Raw genomic sequence first — 19,314 nt, forward strand, 5'->3', positions numbered from 1 at the left:
ATCCTCACATCAGCGCCGGTCGGAGGCCCGCTGGTATCGGGCCTATCGCATCTCGTCCGGCGCGGTCACACCAAGTACCGCGAGGCCCGCGGCGAGCGTGCTCCGAAGTGATTCGGCGAGCGCAAGCCGGGCCCAGGTGGACTTTCGATCGGTTGCATTAACAAACCGTAATTGCGGCAAGTCTTTGCCCTTGTTCCAGAAACTATGAAGCGCAGACGCGATTTCGTAGAGGTGGAAGGCAATTCGGTGCGGTTCATGGGCGGCGGCGGCCGACTCAAGCACCCGCGGGTACTGGGCGATCAGCCGCATCATCTCGGCCTCACCGGAATCGGTGAGCAGGTCGAACGCCGCCTCGCCGAGGAGGCCGGACGGGGACAGGTCGGCGTCCGGAAACGCCTCGCGCGCCTGCCGCTGGACCGAACGCACCCGGGCGTGGGCGTACTGCACGTAGAAGACCGGATTGTCCTTCGACTGCTCGACCACCTTGGCGAGGTCGAAATCCAGCGTCGCGTCGTTCTTGCGATAGAGCATCATGAAGCGGATCGCGTCGCGACCGACCTCGTCGATGACGTCGCGCAGGGTGACGAACTCGCCGGCCCGCTTCGACATCTTCACCGGCTCGCCTGCGCGCAACAGCCGCACGAGCTGGCAGAGCTTTACGTCGAGCGTCGCCTTGCCGTCGCTCACGGCCTTCACGGCAGCCTGCATGCGCTTGACGTAGCCGCCATGGTCGGCGCCGAGCACGTCGATCAACTCGGTGGCGCCCGCGAGGTACTTCGCCCGGTGATAGGCGATATCGGAAGCGAAATAGGTGTAGGACCCGTCGGACTTCAGCAACGGCCGATCGCTGTCGTCGCCGAATTCCTTGGTGCGGAACAGCGTCTGCTCGCGATCCTCCCAATCCTCGGGGAGCTGGCCCTTCGGTGGCGGTAGACGGCCCTCGTAGACCAGCCCGCGCTCACGCAATTCCTGGAGGAGCGCCTTCACGGCGCCGCTGTCCTGAAGCGTCCGCTCCGAGAAGAACACGTCGTGCCTGATGCCGATCGCTGCCAGATCGCCCCGGATCATCTCCATCATCATGGCGAGCGCCGTCTCGCGCACCACCGGCAGCCATTCCGCCTCGGACTGGTCGAGAAGGGTGCGCCCGTGCGTTTCGGCAAGCTTCGCGCCGACGGGCTTCAGGTAATCGCCCGGATAGAGGCCCTCCCCGATCACGAAGGGTTCACCCAGCGCCTCGCGGTAGCGCTGGTAGGCCGAGCGGGCCAACACGTCGACCTGCGCGCCCGCGTCGTTGATGTAGTATTCCCGCGTGACCGTCCGGCCGGCGGCGACCAGCAGGTTGCACAGGGCGTCGCCGAATACGGCGCCCCGGCCGTGGCCGACATGCATCGGCCCGGTGGGGTTGGCCGAGACGTACTCGACATTGATTGGACCACCTGGCATCTGCGCCCGGCCGAACGCCTCCGGCGCCGTGAGCGCGCTGCGCAGCACGGCGTGGAAGATCGCGGGATCGAGCCGCAGGTTGATGAAGCCGGGGCCGGCGACGCTGGCCTCCACGATGCGCGAATCGGTCCGCAGTTCGGCAGCCAGCGCCTCGCCGAGGGCCTTCGGGTTGGTCCGCGACTCCTTGGCCAGGACCAGGGCCGCGTTGGTGGCGAGGTCGCCATGGGCGGAGTCGCGCGGTGGCTCGACGACCACGCGGCCGAGATCCAGTCCCTCCGGCAGCTGGCCGGCGCGCGTCAGCGCCTCGACGGCCTCGCGCACGCGCGCCTCGAACAGGGCGAATATGTTCATCGGTCTCGGTCTCGCTCGCGGGGAACCCGTCGCCCGGCTCGATCGGGCTGGGGCCGCTCCGGCCGTCTAGCAAGGGGGCGGGAGGGTGTCACGGCACCTGGGGTGAGCCGGGGCCCGATCGCGGACGGCCGGCACGCGGCTCGCTGGGACAGGCCACCCTGCGCGGTGATTACCGACGGTGCGGAAAAGGTCTTGTTTCACTGCACTTAAGGCGGTGTCATCGCGGTCGATCGCGAACCCCCGGTCGTGGAGACATCGATGAAGACCCTGACGATTGTCGGCTCTGCGGTTTGTGCCCTCTTGCTGGCCGCGCCGGCCGCGGAGGCAGGTGGATTCCGGGGCGGCGGGTTCCACGGCGGACATTATGGCGGCGGCTACGGCGGGCTCCGCGCCGGGGGCTACGGTACCCGCGGCGGTTTCTACGGCCGTCGCTATGGCTACGGCTATGGACGCGGGTACGGCTACGGTTACGGACGCGGTGTCGGGTATGGGCTTGCGGGTGCAGGACTCGGCCTTGGACTGGGCCTCGCTGCCGGCGGCCTCTACGGCGGTTACGGCTATGGCGGCTATGGCGGCTACGGCTACCCTGCGGCCTATGGAGGATATGGCTACGATTACGGCTATCCGGCCACCTACGGCGGTTACGGCTGCGGCTGCTGATCTGGATCAACGCCGCGCTATCGGCGGATCGTTGAACCGCGCCGTGACCGGGATACGGACGATCCCGGTCAGGACCGCGTACCGCCGTCGCTCGGATCTGAGCATCCGAAGGCAACCCACGTCCGTGACGATGGGCTGCCCTGAATAGCTGTGCCGCGCCCGCACCAAATCCATCAGGGCTCAGCGAGCGGTAAGCCCCGGCTTGGCAATTCCCAATGCAGATCCGGTGTCGCGTCGTAGAGCTTGCGATGGGCGAGCACCGCATAGGTATCGGTCATGCCGGCGATGTAATCGGCGACCCGGCGGCCGATCCGGGCGGTCGAGGCATCGGCGAGGCCGGCGCTCCATTCTTCGGGCATGCGGGACGGATCGGTCGTGAATGCCGCGAACAGGTCGCGGACGATGGCGTCGGCTTTCTTGCGCACGGCCACGACGCCGGGATGTCGGTACATCCGCCCCCACAGGAAGCGCATGATGTCGGCGTCGGCCGCGGCGATCTCGGACGAGAATGCGATCACCGGTTCGCCGGCCCTGCGGATGTCCTCGACGCTGCGCGGGTCGAGCGCCGCGATCCGGCGGCTGCCCTCGCGGATCACATCCTCCACGAAACGGGTGATCACGCGTCGCGCCAGCTCGTGAATCTTGCGGGACGGCTCCAGGCCGGGATGAAGCCGGTCGATCTCTCCTAGCAGGTCGGCCAGGAAGGGGACGCCTTGCAGCTCCGGGATCTCGAACAGCCCGGCCCGCAGGCCGTCATCGAGATCATGGGCCGCATAGGCGATATCGTCGGCGAGCGACGCGGCTTGCGCTTCCGGACCAGCCTGACTCCACAGGTCGAGGGGATTCAGGGCGTCGTATTCGAGGATTGCAGCGGGAATGCCGTGCTCTCTGTAGCGCGGCGTCGGCCTGCCCTCGGGGTCGAGCAGCGGGCCGTTGTGCTTGACCAGTCCCTCCAGCGTCTCCCAGGCGAGGTTGAGCCCGTCGAACCCCGCGTAGCGCCGCTCCAGGCGCGTCACGATCCGTAGGGCCTGCGCATTGTGGTCGAAGCCGCCATGGCCGGCCATGCAGGCATCGAGGGCGTCCTCGCCGGTGTGACCGAAGCAGGTGTGGCCGAGGTCGTGACTCAGCGCCAGCGCCTCCGCGAGATCCTCATCGAGCCCCAGCGCCCGCGCCAAAGCCCGGCCGATCTGGCTGACCTCCAGGGTATGGGTCAACCGGGTCCGGTAATGGTCGCCCTCGTGATGCACGAAGACCTGCGTCTTGTGCTTCAGGCGCCGGAACGCGGTCGAGTGAATGATCCTGTCCCGGTCGCGTTGGAAGTCGCTGCGCGTCGGCGAGCCGGCCTCCGGGATCAGCCGACCCCGGGTCCGAGCCGGATCCGTCGCGTAGGGTGCGCGCCAGCGCTCGCCGTTAGGCCGCACGGAACGCGTCCGCTGTCTCGCGCAAACTGGTCATGCTCTCTCCTCGTCCAACGCGTTGCGGCGCAGGCTCAGGATCCATATCTTGTCTGCGATGACGCCCGGGACAACATTCCGGCGGCGTCCACCGAACGATTGCGTGGCCGTGAGACCAATGGCTGATATCACCCTGACCGATCGCGCCGCCAAGCGCATCAACGAGATCATGGTCGCCGAGCCCGCCGGCTCGTCGCTGCGGATCAGCGTCAACGGCGGCGGCTGCTCGGGCTTTTCCTATGCCTTCGACATCGTCCGGAGCCGCGAGGCCCAGGACTTCGCGATCGAGCGCAACGGTGCCACCGTGGTGGTCGATCCGGTGTCGCTGGAATACATGAGCGGCTCGACGATCGACTTCGTGAACGACCTGATCGGCCAGTCCTTCAAGATCGAGAATCCGCTCGCTACGGCGTCCTGCGGCTGCGGCACGTCCTTCTCTTTGTGAACGTGCCGACCCGGGGATCTGAGGCCCCGGCCGTTGCCGGCTTGCGACACCCGTCTGGGCTCGGCGCAGTGATCCGACGGGCGCGATTGCCTCGCCTGGCAAAACGCGTCAGGCCTGTCGGACTCGCGTGAACGCTTTGGTCCGGACCCTGTCATGATCCATCCGAAGGCCCGATCCTCCGTCTGGTCGGCCTTGGTGGCGGCCGGCGCCTCGGCGCTGCTCGGCCTTGTCGTCCTTCCAATGCCGCTCGCCGCGCAGGAGGGCGCCGCCGCGGTTCAGGACGTGACGGTGACCGATGTCGTCCTGCCCCTCGGCGGCACGCTCCTCAAGGCGCCGAAGCTGACGGCGAGCGGAACGCGCCTTTCGAAGGATGAGCTGGCCGCGATCCTGCGCTCGGACTCGGCGGTCCCGTGGAGCGAGCGCTTGGCGCGGCTCGATGCCGGCAGCCTGACGGTTCCGGTGCTCACCTCCGAGAATGCCGGGCCGGGGGACAACCGCCAGACCGTGACCTACCGCGACGTCGTCGCCCGGGATGTCCGGGCCGGCCGCGTCGGTGAGCTGACGGCCGCGGGTGCGACCGTCAGTGTTGTCTCCGGGCCGAACCGCGGTTCCGGAACCTACGGTCAGTTGCGCGCCACGGATCTCGACCTCGCGGCGCTCAGCCGGCTCTACACCGTCGCCGGGGATGGCAAGGGCCCGATCCAGCGGGTCTATGGAACCATTCAAGTCGCGGATGTGACCTACGCGGATGCGCGTGGGACCACCGTGAAGATCGCGAGCCTGAACGGGCGCGATCTGGGCGGCCGACAGATCCCCGATGGCTGGAACGGCGCCTTCGCCATCGTGGCCGGGGGAGTCCAGGATGGCGTCGATCGCCGTGCCGTCGCAGCCTCGGCTGCCGATTTGATTGAGGCGACCACGGTGGGGAGCCTGGAGATGCAGGGCCTCAGCGTCAGCGATGCCGATCCGAAGGGGCCGTTGCTGTTCGAGATCCGCCGGGTCGCCTATGCGTCCGAGGGGCCGGAGGCCGGCACGCGGCTGGAGGATCTGTCCCTGTCGCGGGGCAGCCTGCGCACGCAGCTGGCCCGCCTGACGCTGACCGGTGCCTCGCTGGCTCCCACGGTGGCTGCGCTGCAGGGCATCGCCGGGGAACCGGCAGCCCGGGCTGGTTTCTCCGACACCGAGATGCGCCGCCTGACGCCGCAGATCGGCAATTTGACCTTGAAGGACCTGGCGATCGAACTCCCGCCGGAGGCTACACTCGACCATGCGCCCCAACGGGATGGACGGGTTCCGCCGCGCGGGCCCGGCCCCGAGGCGGCCCGGCTCAACGCGGGGAAGCCTGCGGATCCGAAGGCGTCGGAGCCGCGGGTCGGCGATCCCCTTGCGGTCACGGTCGTACCGCCGACGGGTCGCCGGGTCGCTCTGCGAGAGGCAATGCTCGCCGTCGGTCCGCCCAGCGATGGCGTGCCGAGCAGCAGCCGTCTGACCCTGTCCGGCCTGAGCCTGCCCGCGGATCTGCTGGCCGGTCAGCCGATCGTCGGAATGCTTCCGGCCTACGGCTACCGTGACGTCGACCTCGACGTCGTCGCCGACGCGTCGGTCGATGCGAAGGCGCGTGATCTGCTGGTGCGCGACATCACGGTTTCGGGGCGCGAGATCGGCACCATCCGCCTGTCGGGAACGCTCGGCGGCATCGGGCCGGAGCTTCTCTCGGGGACGCTTCCGGCGGCGACCCTGCTCATGTTCTCGGGGAGCGCGAAGAACCTCGATCTCACGGTCGAGAATGCCGGCCTGTTCGAGCGCTTCCTGACCGCGCAGGCGAAGGACCTGAGCCTCAAGCCGGATGAGCTGCGCAAGGAATACGTCACCGCCAGCCTGCTTGGGGTTCCGATCATCCTCGGCAACGGCCCCGCCGCCAAGGCGATCGGGGCCGCGATGGGTCAGTTCGTGATGAAGCCCGGCAAGCTGGTTCTGCACGCCAAGGCCAAGGAGCCTGCGGGCATCGGCTTCATCGACCTCGGCGCCGCGCGCTCGCCCGCCCTCGTGCTCGATCGCTTGGATGTCGACGCCAGGGCGAACTGACGGTCAGGCTCTCAGAGCGCGATGATTCCCGGGTACCGCGCCGCGAGCGTCGCCCGGGTTGTCTCGGCCCAGGACCGATCCCGTGCCTGGCGCGGCCGGTCGAGCGGCACGTCTGCAATCAGGCTCGCTGGCCGGCGCGAGACGAGGAGCAGACGGTCGGCGATCCCGATCGCCTCGGCGACGTTGTGGGTTACCATCAAGACGCTCATGCCCGTCTCATCGACGGTGTCGACCACCAGCCCGCGCAGCTCGGCGGCGGCGGCGTCGTCGAGCGAGACGAACGGCTCGTCCAGCACCAGCACGAGCGGCCCGGCGGCGAGTGCCCGGGCGAGCGCCACGCGCCGCTGCATCCCGAGCGAGAGCGCCTTCGGGTAGCTGCTTCGCCAAGGAGTGAGCCCGAGCCGCGCGAACAGAGCGTCGAGGTCGCGGCCCCTTCGGGCCCGGGGAAGGCCAAGACGCACGTTGTGCTCGACGCTGCGCCAGGGCAGCAAACGCGGCTCCTGGAACACGATGCCGGCCTGCTCGGCCCCGGAGACCCGGCCCTCGAAGGCCGTATCGAGGCCGAGGAGGATGCGCAAAGTCGTGGTCTTGCCGGCGCCGGACGGGCCGATCAGGCAGACGATCTCGCCTGCCGCGATGCCGAAGGCGAGGTTGCGCACGGCCTCGACCGGTTCGGCGCCGCGCGACCGATACCATTTCGAATCGATCGCAACCTGCAGGACAGGCTCAGCGCCAGCGACGGACATAGGCTTCGAGCCGCTGGAGGAGGAGGACATCGATGCCGATCATCACCGCCATGAAGACGAGGCTGTAGCCGATGATCGCGGCCACGTCGGTGCTCTGGACGAAGTAGTAGTTGATCGCGAAGCCGACACCGTCCGGCCGGCCGAGCAATTCGACCACCAGCACGATCTTCCAGGCGAGCGACAGCCCCGACCGCGCCGCGGTGACCATGTAGGGCTGGAGCTGCGGGATCAGGACGTCGCGGGCCCAGGTTCGGCGGTCGAGCCGATAGGCCCGGGCCATCTCGTCGAGGCCGGGATCGAGATTGCGGGCCCCTTCGCGCACGATCACCGCGACATTGGGCAGCTTGTTGAGCACCACCGCCAGAATGGCGGCCGTCTCGGTCAGGCCGACCCAGACATAGGCCAGCACCGTGATGACGAGGGCCGGCGTGTTGAGGAGCACGAGGAGCGGCGTGTCGAGGGTCAGGTCTGCGGCCTTCGAGCGGCCGAGCGCGACCCCCAACGCGACGCCGAGCACCATCGCGATGGCGAAGGAGATCGCGACGCGCAGCAGCGTGACGCCGACATTATGGGCGAGATCACCCCGCGCGGCTTCCTGCCCGATGAAGCTCAGAACCGCCATCGGCGCCGGCAACAGGCGCGAATGCGCTTCCAGCGCAATCGCCTGCCACGCACCGATGAGCACTACCAGGGACGCGATCCGGGTCAGCGCGCCCATGCGAATCCGGCGACCCGGCGGTGCTTCGCCTTTCCCCGGGGGGCGGACGTCTCAGCCATTGCGGCCGTTGTCGTAGTAGAGGTCCGGCGGCAGGCCGTTGCCCTTGCCGACGAGGCGTTCCCCGCCGAGCCGCGACATCACGGCGTAAAGCTTCTCGGCATCGGCACGCTCCTCCGCCACGGTGCGGCGCGGGATACCGGCCAGGAAGTCGCGCTTCAACGCCTCGAACGTTGCGTCGTTCTCCGCAGCCATCAGCGGCCGCACGATCTCCCATGCTGAGGGATCCTGTGCCAGCATGTCCTTGGCGGCGCGGGACGCGCGGTAGAAGCCCGCAACCGCGTCCGGCTTCTCCTTCACGGTCGCGTCCGGGAAGAGGTAGCCGATCAGCGCCACGTCGCCCGGGACACCGAGTGCGTGCATGATGTCCTCGGCGCCGATCAGGCGGCGGAACGCCTTGGCTTCGAGGCGCGCGCAGTAGGTCCAGTAGGTCAGGGCCGCGTCGAGCGCGCCCTGCTCCAGCTTCAGCGTGATCAGCGGCGGCGCGCCGTAGGCGATCTCGGCCGCGCGCTCCAGATCGATGCCGGCGACATCCTTGGCCTGGGCTCTCAGCAGCAGCCAGTTCTTGTCCAGGGGGCCGCCCGCCACGCCGAGACGCTTGCCGTCGAGATCCTTCAGGCTCTTGATCGGGCTGTCGGTTGGCACCATCACGGCGCCCTCCGATGTCGAATAGGGGATGAAGCGCACCGCCTGCCCGTCATTGCCGAGGCGTGCCGCCCAGAGCAGGTCGCCGACGATCGTGTCGACCTGCCCGCCGATGAAGCTGATCCGCGCGGCGTCGTTCCCGGCGAGCTTGACGGCGTCGAGCTGAAAACCGTTGGCCGCGTCGAGGCCGCGGGCCTTGATCACCGCCGCCTCCCAGGTCGAGGTACCGAAGGGCAGGCTTCCGAGGCGGACCACCGGCGTGTCGGCCCGCGCCGCCCGAAGGCCGAGGCCGCCCAGCAGGCCCCCGGCGAGCATCGCGCGCCGTGACAGCATCACGCCTTCTCCCTTGGTCTTTTGCAGTCTTCAGGTGCGGCAGACTGGGGTGCGGACTTGTCCCGGCGCCATTGGAAAATGGTCATAGGGCCCGCACGCCGCCGCGTCCACCGCGCGCGATACGCTTGCGCCCGGACCGATGCGGCGGCACCCTGCGGTGATCGAATGAGGAAGGGGCGGCACATGAGCGAGCAGCGAGAGGGCGTGCTGGACGAGGCGACCGTGGAGGCGCGGCTCAAGGCCGAGCTGCCCGCGTGGCGCCTTGAGGACGGGTGGATTCGCCGCACCTACAAGACCTCCGGGTGGAAGAGCACGCTGATGGTGATCAATACGGTCGGCCATCTGGCGGAGGCCGCATGGCATCATCCCGACCTCACGGCGTCCTACGCTTGGGTCGAGGTGCGGCTGATGAACCACGCCGCCAAGGGCATCACCGACAAGGACTTCGCACTGGCCAGGAAGATCGAGGAGGTCGTGTCCTGGCAGCCCGGCCTGGAGGGCCAGGGGCTCGACGGCACGCCGACCGATCCGCGCTTCGCCTACATCAAGTACGAGAAGTAGCGGGCCTTACTGCGGCTCCTTCACCCGGCGGCACTCGGTCTTGAGGTAGGCGCTCTTGCCAATCTCGTCGCGCCGCTCGGTGCGGGCGATGATCTCCTGCCAGCCAGTTGCGCAGCCGAGTTCGTTGGCGACCCGGATCTTGCGGACCTCAAGGGCTTGGTCGTCCGAGCAGGCTTCCTGGGCCAGGCCGTTGGCGCAGACCAGAACCACGGCGATGAACGCGTTCATACGGATCGGACTCCTCGTTCGATCCGACCCTATGCGCAGCGCGCCGATTGGTTGCCGGTTCGCGCGTCCGAGCCTGTGAAAACGCGATCACGTTTTCAGGGCGACGGACGCGCGGGCTGGATTCCCGGCCGTTGGCCGGAGGCGGTAGCAGCTGACGTACAGGGCCGGCAGGAACAGGAGCGTCAGGACGGTGGCGGCCAGGATGCCGCCGATCATCGCGTAGGCCATGGGCCCCCAGAACACCTCGCGGGCGATCGGGATCAGGCCCAGGCTCGCCGCCGCGGCCGTGAGCAGGATCGGACGCATCCGGTGGTGGGTCGCCTCGAAGACGGCATCCCACGGCTCCACGCCTTCGTCGCGGAATTCCTCGATCTGGCTCACCAGAATGACGGCGTTGCGGATGATGATGCCGATCAGCGCCAGGATGCCCAGAATGGCGACGAAGCCCATTGGCTTGTCGAACAGCAGCAGCGCCGGCACCACGCCGATGAGGCCCAGCGGCGCCACCGTGAAGACGAGCAGCATCCGGCCGACGCTCTGGAGCTGGATCATCAGCAGCAGCGCCATGGCGAGCAGCATCACCGGCACGACCGCCGCGATCGGGCCCTGCCCCTTGGCGGATTCCTCGACGGCGCCGCCGGTCTGGAGGAAGTAGCCCTCGGGCAGCGCCTTCGCGAAGGCGTCGATACCCGGCTGGAGGCCGGCCACGATGGTGGCGGGCTGGGTTGCGCCGCGGATCGTGGCGCGGACCGTCACGGTGGGCAGCCGGTCGCGCCGCCAGACGATCGGCTGTTCCAGGTCATAGCCGATCCGCGCGAAGGCGAGGAGCGGGACCACGGTCCCGTTCGAGAGTCCGACCTGCAGCGATTGCAACGTATCGAGCGAGGAACGCTCGGCGGCCCCGGCGCGCCCGACCACATTCACGAGATAGATCGAATCGCGCACCTGCGTGATCGTCTGCCCGCCCTCGATGCCGTTCAGGATGCCGGCCACGTCCTGGCTCGACACGCCGAGCTGGCGCGCCTTGTCCTGCAGGATCTCGATCCGCAGGACCTTGCCGGGCTCGTTCCAATCGAAGGTCGGCACGTCGAGGCGCTGATCGCTTCCGACCACGTTGGCGAGGTCGAGGGCGAGGTGGCGCACGGTCTCCATATTGGGACCGCTGAGTCGGTACTGGACCGGTCGGCCGACGGGCGGCCCGAGGCTGAGCGGCTGCACCAGCACGTCGGTCCCGACGAAGTCGCGCAGGGCGATGTCCTGAAGGCGGCCCATCACGCGGTCGCGCACCTCCAGGGACTTCGTGACGATGACGATCTGCCCGAAGAATGCGTTCGACAATTGCTGATCGAGCGGCAGGTAGAAGCGCACCGCGCCCTGCCCGACATAGGACGACCAGGTCGTCACATCCGAATCATCCTTGAGCTTGGCCTCGAAGCGGTCCATCTGCGCCCGCGTCTCGGCGATCGTCGCGTTCTGCGGAAGGGTCAGATCCACCAGCACCTCGGAGCGATCCGAGGATGGGAAGAACTGCTGCTGCACGTGCCCCATCCCGACGATCGCCAATCCCATGACGGCGAGGCAGAGCACGACCGTGGTCCAGTGCCAGCGCATCGCGACCCGGAGCGCCGCCGTGAACAGCCGCGTGTACAGCCCGTCCTTCTCGCTGTGGTGCTTCATGGTCTTGGGAAGGAGCGTCACGCCGATGAGCGGCGCGAACAGCACCGCGACCACCCATGAGACCAGCAGCGAGGCGGCGAGGACCACGAACAGCGAGTAGGTGTACTCGCCCGCCCCCGAGCCGTTGAAGCCGATCGGCAGGAAGCCCGCCACTGTGACGAGGGTCCCGGTCAGCATCGGGAAGGCCGTCGAGGTGTAGGCGAAGGTTGCGGCCTTCAGGAGCGTGTCGCCGCGTTCCAGACGCGCCACCATCATCTCGACAGTGATCATGGCGTCGTCGACCAGGAGACCCAGCGCGATGATCAGCGCGCCGAGCGAGATCCGCTGCAGCGTGACGTCCATGATCTGCATGACCACGAACACGATCGCCAGGACGAGGGGGATCGACACCGAGACCACCAATCCGGCCCGCACGCCGAGACTGACGAAGCTCACCGCAAGCACGATGACGATGGCTTCGACCAGCGCCTCGGTGAAGCCGCCGACCGCGTGCTCAACCTGCTTGGGTTGGTCCGACACGAGATGGACGCCGACGCCGACCGGCAGCTTCGCCTCGATCAGGCGCATCCGCTCCTTCAGCGCCTCGCCGAAATGGAGCAGGTTGGCGCCGGGCCGCATCGCGATGGCCAGCCCGATCGCCGGCTTGCCGTCCACCCGGAACAGGGCGGTGGGCGGGTCCTCGTAGCCGCGGCTGATCTCGGCGATGTCGGCGAGGCGGAAGAAGCGGTCGTTCACCCGCAGATTGAAGTCCTGAAGGGCGGCCTCCGACGCGAAGGAGCCGCTGACCCGCAGCGAGACGCGCTCCGGCCCGGCCTGGACCACGCCCGAGGCCGAGACAGCGTTCTGCGCCTGGAGGGCCTTGATCAGGGCCGAGAAATCGATGCCGTAGCCGGCGAGCTTGCGGGTCGAGAAGTCGAGGAAGATCGTCTCGCCCTGGGTGCCGATCAGCTGGGTCTTGCCGATATCGGGCACGCGCAGCACTTCGGTGCGCACCCCCTCGACGTAGTCGCGCAGCTGCCGGTAGGTCAGCCCGTCGGCCGTGAAGGCGTAGATATTGCCGTAGACGTCGCCGAACTCATCGTTGAAGAACGGCCCCTGCACACCCTCCGGGAACTGTCCCTTGATGTCGCCGAGGCGCTTGCGCACCTGATAGAAGGCCGGCTGGATCTCGTTCTTCTTCAGGGTGTCGCGGAACTGCACGAACACCGTGGAGAAACCCGGCGTCGTGTAGCTGCGGACATAGTCCAGCCCGTTGAGCTGCTGCAGTTCCTTCTCGACCCGGTCGGTGACCTGATCGAGGGTTTCCTTGATGGTCGCGCCCGGCCATGTGGTCTGCACCACCATGGTCTTGATCGTGAAGGGCGGATCCTCCTCCCGGCCGAGGCGGGTATAGGCCATCACGCCCGCGATCAGCGCGACGAACATCAGGAACCAGACGAACGAGCGGTGCCCGAGCGCCCAATCGGACAGATTGAAGCTTTTCACGCGAAACCCCGTGCCGCCGGCTTCGAGCGGTATCCGATCGCGTTGCAATCGAACCCAGCTCCAAGCCTTTGTATCTGCGTGCCCTTTTCCGCCGAACCGGTATCGACTTCGACGGAGGGCGACCTAGACCGCGTCATCCGTCAGCCACACCGGCTGGCCATCCTTGAGCGAGTGGACACCGGCGACCACGACCCGGTCGCCCGCCTTCAGACCATCGATGATCGCGATCCGGCCCGGCTCCGCCCGGTCGCGCTCCGCCGCCACCGTCACGTCGCGCCGCGTCACCGACTTGCCGTCCTGCGCGACCACCCAGACCGAGCGGCGGTCGCCCTCCTCCAGCAGCGCCGAGGGCGGTAGCAGGAAGCGCGGGCGGACCTTGCTGGCGAGCGCGACGTCGATGGTTGCGCCGAGGCGGAAGGCGGGGCCGGGATTGTCCAACGCGATGCGGATCCGTTTCGAGCGCGTCCCGGCCTCGGCGAGCGGCGCGACCTCGCGCACCCGGCCGGTCGTGGTTAGGTCCGGGGCGCTCTGGAGTGCGACGGTGAAGCGGCAATCCGGCGGCAGCGCGCCGACATAGGCTTCCGGAATGTCGACCACGGCCTCGCGCACATCCGGCCGGGCTACGGTCACCACGCCCTGGCCTGCGCTCAGAACCTGCCCGATCTCGGCGAGGCGCTGCGTGACGACGCCGTCGAACTCGGCCTTGAGCTCGGTGTAGCCCATCTGGTCCCGGGCCTTCTGGAGGCTCGCCAGCGCCTGATCGACCCGCGCCCGCGCGGTGTCCCGCCGGGCGACCGCCTGATCGAGGGTGGCCTGCGAGACGCTGTTGCCGGTCATGAGGCGGCGCGTCCGGCCCTCGGCGGCGTCCGCGTTCTCGGCCTGGGCGCGGGCGTCGGCGAGGTCGGCCTCGGCACGGGTCAGGTCGAACCGCGACACGATGGTGTCGAGTGCGGCGAGGCGCTGACCCTTCTTGACGATGTCGCCGACCGTGACGTCGCGCCCGACCATCCGGCCGGGGATCTGGAAGCCGAGCTGCGCCTGATAGCGCGGCTCGATGGTCCCGGCGAACGGTCCGAGGGTGACCGTGTCGCTCGGACGCGCGACCTGGGTCAGCACGGGCCGCACGGGGGCCGCAGCCTCCGCGGATTCGGCCGTGTCGCCGTGATCGGTACAGCCGCCCAGCACGGCGAGGGCAGCGGTCATGGTAACGATGTAAGCGCGCATCACGGACCCGCGATCTCAGCGGCGGCCACGTGTTGGCCGGGCCGCAGGAACTGGATGCCGGCCACGACCACGCGCTCGCCCGGCTCGACGCCCCGCTTCAGCGCGATGATGTCGGGCCCGAAATGGTCGATCTCGACCGGCCGGATCGAGACGGTCCGCTTGGCCGGGTCGAAGATCCACACAGACGGACGGCCGTCGTAGCGGTAGAGTGCAGACCAGGGCAGCACCACCGACTCGCGCGGTGCGAACCGGCCACGCCCGACCACGACAGCGCCGAGCCCCATGGCGGTCGGCGTCGTCCGAAGGCCGATCTTGACCCGGACCGTGCCGCTCTTGGCGTCAACGGTCGGCGAAACCTCGCGGACCGTCCCGGTCGCCGTGACGGCCGGATCGGATTGCAACGCCACCGCGATCGTGCCGTCGGCGGGCGGATGGGCCAGCAGCGATTCGTAGACGTTGAACACCGCGTCCCGCGGGCCGTCCTGCGCGAGCACCAGAACGGTCTGGCCCGATTGGACCACCTGACCGACCTCGAAACTCCGGCTGGTCACGATACCGGCGACCCCGGCGCGCAGCTCGGTGTACGAGAACTGCTCCTGCGCGGTGCCGAGGGCGGCCCGTGCCGAATCGACGGCGGCTTGGGTCGTCCGCAATTCCTGCTCGGCGTTGTCGTAGGTCGAGCGCGTGGTGAAGCCGCCCGCGAGGAGCTGTTTCTGGCGCTCGAAGGACATCTTCGCCTGCGTCTGCAGCGCCTCCGCCGAAGCGAGCGCGGCCTTGGCGTTGTCGAGGTTCGCTTTCTGGGTGAGCGGCTCCAGCACGGCCAGAACCTGATCGGCCTCGACATGATCGCCGACTTCCACCCGCCGCTCGGCGACCTTTCCGTTCGTGCGGAACGCCACGTTGACCTGCGCCTGGGGCTGGATGTCGCCGGTCAGGACCGCCTCCGAGGCGATCGGCGTCTTTCGGGCTTCGACGGTCCGGACCCGCGCCAGCGCAGGCTCGTCGGCGGCACCGGACTCCGCACGAGCGCACCCGACGGCGCCGAGCGCGGTTATTGCGAAGAGCAGTCGGACAACGACCCGATCGGTAGATGAAGTCATGCGGTCGACCACCCCGGGCCGGACTCGTGAAAATGCCGTGGCGCGTATCTAGCCGACTCGTTACATACCGTCCAGTCGGTTTTTAAGGCAGGTGTTCGATGCAGGGCAAGCGCAAGCGATTGGCGGACCGGCCCGAGATCATCCTCGAAGCGGCCGCTGCCGTTCTTCTGAAGGGCAGCGCGCGGGCGCTGACGATCGACGCCGTCGCGGCCGAGGCGGGGCTGAGCAAGGGCGGCGTGCTGCACCACTACGCTTCGAAGGATGCCTTGATCGCCGCGCTGGTTGCCCGGGAGCTGGCCCGGCTGCGCGAGGAGATCGCCGCCTGCGAGGCGGCGATCCCGCCCGGCCCGTCACAGCTTCCGAAGGCGATGGTGGCGCATGTGCGGGGGCATTATTGCGTGGACGACGAGTCCTCCCGCGCGCTGCTGCTGGCTTCCCTCGACTCCCCGGAGGCGCTGAACGATTACCGGGCCTTCGTGGCGGATCAGCTCGGCCGCCTCAGCCGGATCGAGGGCGCCTGCCCCGGCGAGGGCTCCGTGCTGTTCTTCGCGATCCTCGGGTTGTTCATCGGGCGGGCGCTGGGCTTCCACCAGCTCGGCGAAACGGAGCTTCAGCCGATGGTCGCCGCCTTGGAGCGCATCGCCGGCCGCTCGGAGACCTGATCCGCGGCCTACGCCCGGAACGCCAGCACGGCGCGGGTGCCCTTCCCGCCCGGGACATAGGACAGCGCCGAGCGCAGGTTCGTCGCCATGGCGCGCACGATGCGCGACCCGAGTCCGGTGCCGCGGATCTCGCCCTCGCCGGTCCAGCCGACACCGTCATCCTCGACCGCAAGGCGGACCGTATCGGCCCCATCCCGGTCCACCGCGACCCGGATCTCGCCGGACGTGCCCGGAGGATACGCGTACTTGTAGGCGTTGGTGACGAGTTCGGTGACCACGACGCCGACCGAGACGGCCTTGTCGGGGGTGAGATGAACCGGCTCGGCTCGCAGCCGGATCGCGTGATCCCGCCCGCTCGCCCGCATGGCGGCCTGCAACTCCTCGATCAGGCTGCCGAGATAGGCATCCAGCGCGACGGACTCGACATCGTCCGATGTGTAGAGCCGGCGGTGGATGCCGGCGATGGCCGAGATCCGCGCCTGCATCTCGTCGAGCGCGGCCTTGGCGGCCGGGTCGGTCACGGCGTTGCGCTGCATGTGCGCCAGGGCGGCGACCAGGGCGAGGGAGTTGGCGACGCGGTGGTTGACCTCGCGCAGCATCAGCTCGGCCCGGTCGCGGGCCTCGCGCATCTCATCCTCGGCCCGCTCCTTGTCGCGGCGCAGCGCCTCCTGCCGAAGCGCGGTGTCGACGGCCTCGCCGAGCAACTCGCGGAACTGGCCCTGCACGTCCTTCCAGACGTAATCGACCGCACCCGCCTTCAGGGCGGCCACGGCGACGCGCGAATCCTCCGATCCTGTCACGTAGATGACCGGCGGCGCATGCGGCAGCGCGCGAATTGCCGGCAACAGGTCGAGCCCCGTCTGGCCGGGCATGTGATGGTCGAGCGCCACCGCGTCGATCGCGCCCTCCGCTAGCCGGGCCAGCCCGTCGGCGCCGCATGTGCAGAGTTCCACGGCGTAGCCGCGTGCCTCCAGCGCGCGTCGGACCAGACGGCCGAGGCCCGGGTCGTCGTCGATGTAGAGAATCCGCGCCACCGGAGTGGCGCCGTCCGCGCCGGCTTGGTCCGCGGTCATGGGTTCTGAGGAACCTCCATCACCGAGAAGAACAGCCCGAGCTGGCGGATCGCGTTGGCGAAGCCCTCGTAGTTCACTGGCTTCGTGATGTAGACGTTGGCGCCGAGATCGTAGCAGCGCTGGATCTCACGGCTGTCGTCGGTGGTGGTGAGTACCACCACCGGGGAGCGTCGGGTGTGCGGGTTCGCCTTCACCTTCTCGAGGATGTCGAGTCCGGTCATGTCCGGCAGGTTGAGGTCGAGCAGGATCAGGAGGTGGCGCCGGGCGCTGGCCTCGCCGGATCCGTCCGGTCCGAGCAGGTAGGACAGGGCCGAGGTCCCATCCTGGAACGGCACGATCTCGTTGTTGACGCCGGCACGACGGATGTTGCGCTCGATCAGCCGCGCGTGCCCCTCGTCATCCTCGATCATCACGATGCTGACGGGATGCACGGGTCGCTACACGCTCATGCGGCTTCAAGCGGCGCCGGTTTGGATACCTGATCGACAGCTGTAGACGCGCCGCGCGGCAACGTCACGCTGAACGTCGTGCCCACGCCGAGTTGCGAACGGATCTCGATCCGGCCGCCGAAGCTTCGGACCAGCGCCTTCACGTGGGCCAGGCCGATTCCCTCGCCGGGCCGATCCTGCGCGCCGGAGCGCCGGAATAGTTCAAAGACGCGGGCGTGATCCCGCTCCGCGATGCCGCGACCGTTGTCGGTGACCGAGAAGCAGATGCCCCGCGGGCCGGCCGACTGAGCCGTGACCATGACCTGCCCAGGCCGGGCTGGATCCAGATATTTGATGGCGTTGTCGAGCAGGTTGCCGAAGATCTGCTCGATCGCGAGCCGGTCGGCGACGATCGACGGCAGGTCGGGGGTGATCGTCACGACAGCGCGTGCCGCCTCGGCTTGGTGTCTGTGCGCGTCCGCCAGGTGTTGGATCAGGGCCGTCATGTCGAGCCGTTCCGGCTGGAACTGACGCCGACCCTCGCGGGACAGCTTCAGGATCGCGGCGATCAGACCCTCCATCCGGTTCACCGCGGATTTGATGAAGCTGAGCGCCTCACCGAAATCCGTGTCGATCCGCTCCGCCTGTGGGTGTCCGGTCAGGGCGGCTCGTACCTCGTGCCGCGTCGCTTCCAGCTCGCTCGTGAAGCCCATGACGTTGACGAGCGGCGCCCGCAGATCGTGACTGACGATGTAGGCGTAGCGCTGGATTTCCTGGTTCGATTCCCGGAGCTCGGCCTCGGCCTCCCGCTGCTCGGTAATGTCGGTGTGGACGCCGACCCATTCGCGGATCTCGCCGCTTGCTTCGAGTACGGGAATGGCCCTGATCGCGAAGTGGCGCCATTGCCCGTCCACCATGCGCACCCGGTGCTCGTGGATGAAGGTGCGCCGGGCCCTGACGGTCTCGTTCCAGGCGTCCAACGTCGCCCGGGCATCCTCCGGATGGACCACCTCGGCCCAGCCGTAGCCCTGATACTGATCGCGGGTCTGGCCGGTCATGGCGCTCCAGCCCGGCTGCTCGCCGATCATCCGGCCGGTGGCATCGTTGGTCCACAGCACGCCCCGGACGGCCTGGACCGCGGCCCGGAACCGCGCTTCGCTGGCCTGCAGATCCCGCTGGATCCGCTGCTGATCGAGGGACGCACCCAGCATCGCCAGGAACAGGATGAAGAAGGTCGCCCCGGCCACGGAGAGCGCGAGGTTCTGCTGCCCCGGCGCCAGCATGGCGATATGGGCGTGGGGGGCACCTTCCGCCTCCGCCGTGAAGGTCGCCGCCGCCATGCCGGTGTAGTGCATCCCGGCGACGGCGAGCCCCATGATGACGGCCGCAAGCAGCTTCTGCCCGACGCCGTGGTTCCGGAAAGCGAGCCACAGGGCGATGGTCGCGGCGCTCACCGCGATCGCCACCGAGACCGCGACGATGGCGGGGTCGTAGGCGAGATCACCGGGGATCCGCAGCGCGGCCATGCCGGCATAGTGCATCGCGGCCACGCCGAGGCCCATCAGCGGCCCGGCGACGAGGATCGACGCCAGGCCCTCGCCCCGGTAGGCGACCCATGTGAAGGCTAGACCGGTCACCACCACGGCGATGAGGAGCGAGAGCAAGGTCAGGCCGAGGTCGTAGGCGGCGGCCATGCCCATGTCGAAGGCCAGCATGCCGACGAAATGCATCGACCAGATTCCGCCGCCCATCGCGAGGGCCGATCCCGCCACCCAGGCCCAGCGGGGTCCGGTGGACGGTCCGCGGATACGCGCACCGAGATCGAGGGCCGAGTAGGACGCGAAGATCGCGAGGCCGATCGACAGGGCGACGAGCGCCGGGTTGTAGCCCGTATGGATCATGGGTGCGGTGACGCGCGTCGGGAGCGGGGTCCGATGTA

General features: G+C 68.6%; 17 protein-coding genes. 5 read left to right on the forward strand and 12 right to left on the reverse strand.

Annotation, left to right across the window (positions count from 1 at the left end):
• Positions 1-42 precede the first annotated feature (42 nt).
• Positions 43-1,794: an arginine--tRNA ligase gene (argS, locus tag OXS27_RS05950; RefSeq protein WP_267354971.1), complete on the reverse strand. Its 1,752-nt coding sequence runs from the start codon at positions 1,792-1,794 to the stop codon at positions 43-45.
• 258 nt (positions 1,795-2,052) lie between these two features.
• Between argS and OXS27_RS05955 the strand changes: the two genes are divergently transcribed.
• Complete coding sequence (locus OXS27_RS05955; RefSeq protein WP_267354973.1) at positions 2,053-2,454, forward strand: hypothetical protein; 402 nt, start codon at positions 2,053-2,055, stop codon at positions 2,452-2,454.
• A 173-nt stretch (positions 2,455-2,627) separates the two neighbouring features.
• Here OXS27_RS05955 and OXS27_RS05960 read toward each other — a convergent pair whose 3' ends face one another.
• Positions 2,628-3,875, reverse strand: coding sequence for a deoxyguanosinetriphosphate triphosphohydrolase (locus OXS27_RS05960; protein WP_267354975.1), 1,248 nt, complete (start codon positions 3,873-3,875; stop codon positions 2,628-2,630).
• Between the two features lie 151 nt (positions 3,876-4,026).
• On the opposite strand from OXS27_RS05960, the gene OXS27_RS05965 reads away from it, so the two are divergent.
• A complete protein-coding gene (locus OXS27_RS05965; RefSeq protein ID WP_243919543.1) occupies positions 4,027-4,353 on the forward strand; it encodes an iron-sulfur cluster assembly accessory protein in 327 nt (108 codons plus the stop codon).
• Between the two features lie 153 nt (positions 4,354-4,506).
• Positions 4,507-6,438: a hypothetical protein gene (locus OXS27_RS05970; RefSeq protein WP_267354977.1), complete on the forward strand. Its 1,932-nt coding sequence runs from the start codon at positions 4,507-4,509 to the stop codon at positions 6,436-6,438.
• An 11-nt stretch (positions 6,439-6,449) separates the two neighbouring features.
• On the opposite strand, the gene OXS27_RS05975 is transcribed toward OXS27_RS05970, so the two are convergent.
• Genes OXS27_RS05975 through OXS27_RS05985 form a run of 3 tightly spaced genes read right to left on the reverse strand, consistent with a single transcriptional unit; the run spans position 6,450 to position 8,937 of the window.
• The gene (locus OXS27_RS05975; protein ID WP_267355316.1) at positions 6,450-7,184 is read right to left on the reverse strand and encodes an ATP-binding cassette domain-containing protein; all 735 of its coding nucleotides are present in this window, start codon (positions 7,182-7,184) and stop codon (positions 6,450-6,452) included.
• Entirely contained in the window at positions 7,165-7,902 is a 738-nt protein-coding gene (locus OXS27_RS05980; protein WP_243919546.1) for an ABC transporter permease subunit, read from the reverse strand. Before OXS27_RS05980 ends, OXS27_RS05975 begins: the two co-directional genes overlap by 20 nt.
• Positions 7,903-7,953: 51 nt before the next feature.
• Positions 7,954-8,937, reverse strand: a complete 984-nt coding sequence (locus OXS27_RS05985) for an ABC transporter substrate-binding protein (protein WP_243919548.1) — start codon at positions 8,935-8,937, stop codon at positions 7,954-7,956.
• Between the two features lie 183 nt (positions 8,938-9,120).
• Here OXS27_RS05985 and OXS27_RS05990 point away from each other — a divergent pair, with 183 nt between their 5' ends.
• Positions 9,121-9,498 (forward strand): 4a-hydroxytetrahydrobiopterin dehydratase, encoded by a 378-nt coding sequence (locus tag OXS27_RS05990; protein ID WP_243919550.1) that lies wholly within the window; start codon positions 9,121-9,123, stop codon positions 9,496-9,498.
• 6 nt (positions 9,499-9,504) lie between these two features.
• Here OXS27_RS05990 and OXS27_RS05995 read toward each other — a convergent pair whose 3' ends face one another.
• The 4 genes from OXS27_RS05995 to OXS27_RS06010 all read right to left on the reverse strand — a co-directional run bounded on the left by OXS27_RS05995 (position 9,505) and on the right by OXS27_RS06010 (position 15,212).
• Complete coding sequence (locus OXS27_RS05995) at positions 9,505-9,726, reverse strand: hypothetical protein (RefSeq protein WP_243919552.1); 222 nt, start codon at positions 9,724-9,726, stop codon at positions 9,505-9,507.
• 87 nt (positions 9,727-9,813) lie between these two features.
• Entirely contained in the window at positions 9,814-12,888 is a 3,075-nt protein-coding gene (locus OXS27_RS06000) for an efflux RND transporter permease subunit (RefSeq protein WP_267354981.1), read from the reverse strand.
• Between the two features lie 123 nt (positions 12,889-13,011).
• The gene (locus OXS27_RS06005; protein ID WP_243919553.1) at positions 13,012-14,112 is read right to left on the reverse strand and encodes an efflux RND transporter periplasmic adaptor subunit; all 1,101 of its coding nucleotides are present in this window, start codon (positions 14,110-14,112) and stop codon (positions 13,012-13,014) included.
• Entirely contained in the window at positions 14,112-15,212 is a 1,101-nt protein-coding gene (locus tag OXS27_RS06010) for an efflux RND transporter periplasmic adaptor subunit (RefSeq protein WP_267354983.1), read from the reverse strand. The genes OXS27_RS06005 and OXS27_RS06010 overlap by 1 nt, the downstream gene beginning before the upstream one ends.
• 98 nt (positions 15,213-15,310) lie before the next feature.
• Between OXS27_RS06010 and OXS27_RS06015 the strand changes: the two genes are divergently transcribed.
• On the forward strand, positions 15,311-15,874 hold the full coding sequence (locus tag OXS27_RS06015; RefSeq protein ID WP_243919563.1) for a TetR/AcrR family transcriptional regulator: 564 nt from the start codon (positions 15,311-15,313) through the stop codon (positions 15,872-15,874).
• Positions 15,875-15,882: 8 nt separating this feature from the next.
• Here OXS27_RS06015 and OXS27_RS06020 read toward each other — a convergent pair whose 3' ends face one another.
• From OXS27_RS06020 to OXS27_RS06030, 3 genes are read right to left on the reverse strand one after another with little or no spacing between them, the layout of a single operon-like run.
• A complete protein-coding gene (locus OXS27_RS06020) occupies positions 15,883-16,947 on the reverse strand; it encodes a response regulator (protein WP_243919565.1) in 1,065 nt (354 codons plus the stop codon).
• Positions 16,944-17,357 carry a response regulator gene (locus tag OXS27_RS06025; protein ID WP_267355318.1) on the reverse strand — a complete coding sequence of 138 codons (414 nt, stop codon included), beginning with the start codon at positions 17,355-17,357 and terminating at the stop codon, positions 16,944-16,946. The genes OXS27_RS06020 and OXS27_RS06025 overlap by 4 nt, the downstream gene beginning before the upstream one ends.
• A 35-nt stretch (positions 17,358-17,392) precedes the next feature.
• Complete coding sequence (locus OXS27_RS06030; RefSeq protein ID WP_267354985.1) at positions 17,393-19,276, reverse strand: MHYT domain-containing protein; 1,884 nt, start codon at positions 19,274-19,276, stop codon at positions 17,393-17,395.
• Positions 19,277-19,314: the final 38 nt, after the last annotated feature.

Source organism: Methylobacterium sp. GC_Met_3, from assembly GCF_026540775.1.
Lineage (GTDB): Bacteria > Pseudomonadota > Alphaproteobacteria > Rhizobiales > Beijerinckiaceae > Methylobacterium.

Excerpts from the sequence above, each read along its gene's own strand:
- argS (WP_267354971.1), bottom strand. The coding sequence starts at position 1,794 with ATGAACATATTCGCCCTGTTCGAGGCGCGCGTGCGCGAGGCCGTCGAG.
- OXS27_RS05955 (WP_267354973.1), top strand. The coding sequence starts at position 2,053 with ATGAAGACCCTGACGATTGTCGGCTCTGCGGTTTGTGCCCTCTTGCTG.
- OXS27_RS05965 (WP_243919543.1), top strand. The coding sequence starts at position 4,027 with ATGGCTGATATCACCCTGACCGATCGCGCCGCCAAGCGCATCAACGAG.
- OXS27_RS05970 (WP_267354977.1), top strand. The coding sequence starts at position 4,507 with ATGATCCATCCGAAGGCCCGATCCTCCGTCTGGTCGGCCTTGGTGGCG.
- OXS27_RS05975 (WP_267355316.1), bottom strand. The coding sequence starts at position 7,184 with ATGTCCGTCGCTGGCGCTGAGCCTGTCCTGCAGGTTGCGATCGATTCG.
- OXS27_RS05980 (WP_243919546.1), bottom strand. The coding sequence starts at position 7,902 with ATGGGCGCGCTGACCCGGATCGCGTCCCTGGTAGTGCTCATCGGTGCG.
- OXS27_RS05985 (WP_243919548.1), bottom strand. The coding sequence starts at position 8,937 with ATGCTGTCACGGCGCGCGATGCTCGCCGGGGGCCTGCTGGGCGGCCTC.
- OXS27_RS05990 (WP_243919550.1), top strand. The coding sequence starts at position 9,121 with ATGAGCGAGCAGCGAGAGGGCGTGCTGGACGAGGCGACCGTGGAGGCG.
- OXS27_RS05995 (WP_243919552.1), bottom strand. The coding sequence starts at position 9,726 with ATGAACGCGTTCATCGCCGTGGTTCTGGTCTGCGCCAACGGCCTGGCC.
- OXS27_RS06005 (WP_243919553.1), bottom strand. The coding sequence starts at position 14,112 with ATGCGCGCTTACATCGTTACCATGACCGCTGCCCTCGCCGTGCTGGGC.
- OXS27_RS06010 (WP_267354983.1), bottom strand. The coding sequence starts at position 15,212 with ATGACTTCATCTACCGATCGGGTCGTTGTCCGACTGCTCTTCGCAATA.
- OXS27_RS06015 (WP_243919563.1), top strand. The coding sequence starts at position 15,311 with ATGCAGGGCAAGCGCAAGCGATTGGCGGACCGGCCCGAGATCATCCTC.
- OXS27_RS06020 (WP_243919565.1), bottom strand. The coding sequence starts at position 16,947 with ATGACCGCGGACCAAGCCGGCGCGGACGGCGCCACTCCGGTGGCGCGG.
- OXS27_RS06025 (WP_267355318.1), bottom strand. The coding sequence starts at position 17,357 with ATGATCGAGGATGACGAGGGGCACGCGCGGCTGATCGAGCGCAACATC.
- OXS27_RS06030 (WP_267354985.1), bottom strand. The coding sequence starts at position 19,276 with ATGATCCATACGGGCTACAACCCGGCGCTCGTCGCCCTGTCGATCGGC.